This window comes from Planctomycetota bacterium (genome assembly GCA_026387035.1).
GTDB lineage: Bacteria > Planctomycetota > Phycisphaerae > FEN-1346 > FEN-1346 > JAPLMM01.
The window spans coordinates 1-2,276 of record JAPLMM010000301.1 but is presented as its reverse complement, the minus strand read 5'-3'; the positions used below and the strand labels follow the sequence as shown (position 1 = coordinate 2,276).

The following is a 2,276-nucleotide window of genomic DNA, read 5'->3' as shown; positions in this document are numbered from 1 at the left end:
GCTCATGGCCAGGACGGGATTCGGGTTCTGTAGAGGAAGTGCCGCAAACCGGCGCATCTCCTCCTCGGCCTGCTTGCGCCCGGTGATGTCGTCAAACGTGGTGTAGACCTGACAGGGCTTATCATCGCCCGGCTCAATTTTCGGCACGGCGTTGACGTTGATCCAAACATGCGATTCCGCCCGCGGGTTATAGACGCCCATTACCACATCGCGCACTTCCCGGCCCGTTTGCAGGGCAACCATCGCAGGATGCGTCTGGCCGGGAAAATCGGAGCCATCTTCGTGAATCGCACGCCACCGCGGGTCTATCGAAGTGCGGCCCTGCATCTGGTCAAGCGTCAATCCCAGAATTCGCACGGCAGCAGGATTGGCAGAGATTATCTTGCCGTCTGCGGACTGGTAGACCACTCCTTGCGCCATCGTCTGGAACAGGATCCGGTACTTCTCCTCGCTCTCGGCCAGGACGTGCGCCGCCCGCTGCCGCCGGACGGCGATGCCGATGCTGGCGCCCAATCTCTCCAGAAACCGGACGAGTTCAACCGAGAGAAGCCCGCGTCGGTGGTCGTTCAGTTGCAGGAGGCCGATGATCTCGTTTCCGGACCGTAGCGGAACCAAGGCCACGGACTCGTAGCCTTCGCGGTTGCAGCGGTTGCGGGTGCGGCCCTGGCGATCCTTTTCCGACGTGGAGGCGAGCAGGTCGGTCGTGCTGTTGGTCCAAAAACTCCCCGCCTCCGTGAAGAAAGGCTTGTTCGGGTCGGTCCGCCCCGACAGGACGGTTCCGCACATGCACTCCAGCAGCGGGTTGCCGGCGGGGTCGCGGATGAGCCGGCCTTCCTCATCCCGCAAACAGAGACTATTCTCTTTCATCACAAAGGCGTCGGAGAAACCGTCCTGGACGAAATAGGGGAAATCCCCGTCCTGGCTCAGACGAATCCCGACCGCGTCGAAACCAAGGCGCCCCTTCACCACCAGGAGAATCTCACCGATAGCCGACTCCAAGTCGTTGGGCTGATTGAGGATCTGAAGCACCTCTGCCGCAAGTTCTATGCGGTCCCGAGCGATCTTGCTCTCGGTGCTGACGGTCTGGCGGAGATGGGCGGCTGCGGCGGCCTTGCCTCGGCGCTTCTTGCCGGCGGCACGGGACTTCGGAGGCGCCTTGGGAGTCTTCCTGCCGGCGGACTTCGCCTTTGAGGACGGCTTCGCAGCCACGCTGCGCCCCCTGTTACCGCCAGAGAAAGCGGTGTAAACACCCACCCCTCCGTCCTCATGCGATATGACGTCCGTCAGACTACCCGAAGTCGCAGCGCACGACAAGTCTTTTCTGGCGAGATGTTCGAGATAGGGTGTGCCAGGATTTTCTGGCATGACCCGTTTCCGAAGGTTGGCGCTATCTCGCCAGTGTAGCGCGGGGGTTCATCCCCCGCGGCCTTGGGATATAGGGCGTTTTGCGCGGGGGGTAAACCCCCGCGCTACAAAGAACTAACGTTCGCCAGAAAATCTAGTCACACCCTTCGAGATACAGGCGGCGCCGGGAGGAGCGTCGCACGCCGACCCCGCGGCCGGGCCGGGCGTCACCTCGCCGCCGCCAGGTCCCGGTGATAGTCCTGCAGCGACCGGACCCCGAGCGGTCCGCGCGCCAACTCTTCCAGCCCGACGGTCAGCGCGCCGGCGCCGCTCAGCGTCGTCACGAGCGGCACGCCCAGGCGGACCGCCGCCGCACGGATCGAGACCTCGTCCGGCCGATAGGTCCGCCCGCTCGGCGTATTCACCAGGAAGGCCACTTCCCCGTTTTTCATGAGGTCGATGACGTTCGGCCTCGACCCTTCCTGGACCTTCGGCAATTCCTCGACCTCCAGGCCGCTCGTGCGGAGGACCGCGGCCGTTCCGCTCGTCGCCACCAGGGCGAATCCCAGCCCGGAGAGCCTTTTGGCGATCGAAATGATGTTCCGCTTGTCCCGGTCGTTCACGCTGATGAACACCTTGCCCGACGCCCTCAAGGGGTTCCCGGCTGCGATCTGGCTCTTCGCGAACGCCGCCCCGAACTTCGCGTCCACCCCCATCACCTCGCCCGTCGATTTCATCTCCGGCCCCAGCACCGGGTCCACCCCGGGGAACCGCGACCACGGAAACACCGGCGTCTTGACGGACCAGTATTTCGGGCGGACCTCCTTCGTCACGCCCAGGTCCTCCAGCCGCCGGCCCATAATGACCTTCGTCGCCACCTTTGCCCAGGGGACGCCCGTCGCCTTGGCGACGAACGGCACCGTCCGCGACGC

At 64.3% G+C, this 2,276-nt stretch carries 2 protein-coding genes; both read right to left on the bottom strand.

Annotation, left to right across the window (positions count from 1 at the left end):
- Window positions 1-1,209 (bottom strand): PAS domain S-box protein (locus NTX40_11400; GenBank protein MCX5649680.1); only part of this gene is annotated, 1,209 nt, incomplete at its 3' end.
- 362 nt (window positions 1,210-1,571) lie between these two features.
- A partial coding sequence (gene carB, locus NTX40_11395; protein ID MCX5649679.1) for a carbamoyl phosphate synthase large subunit occupies window positions 1,572-2,276 on the bottom strand: 705 nt, incomplete at its 5' end.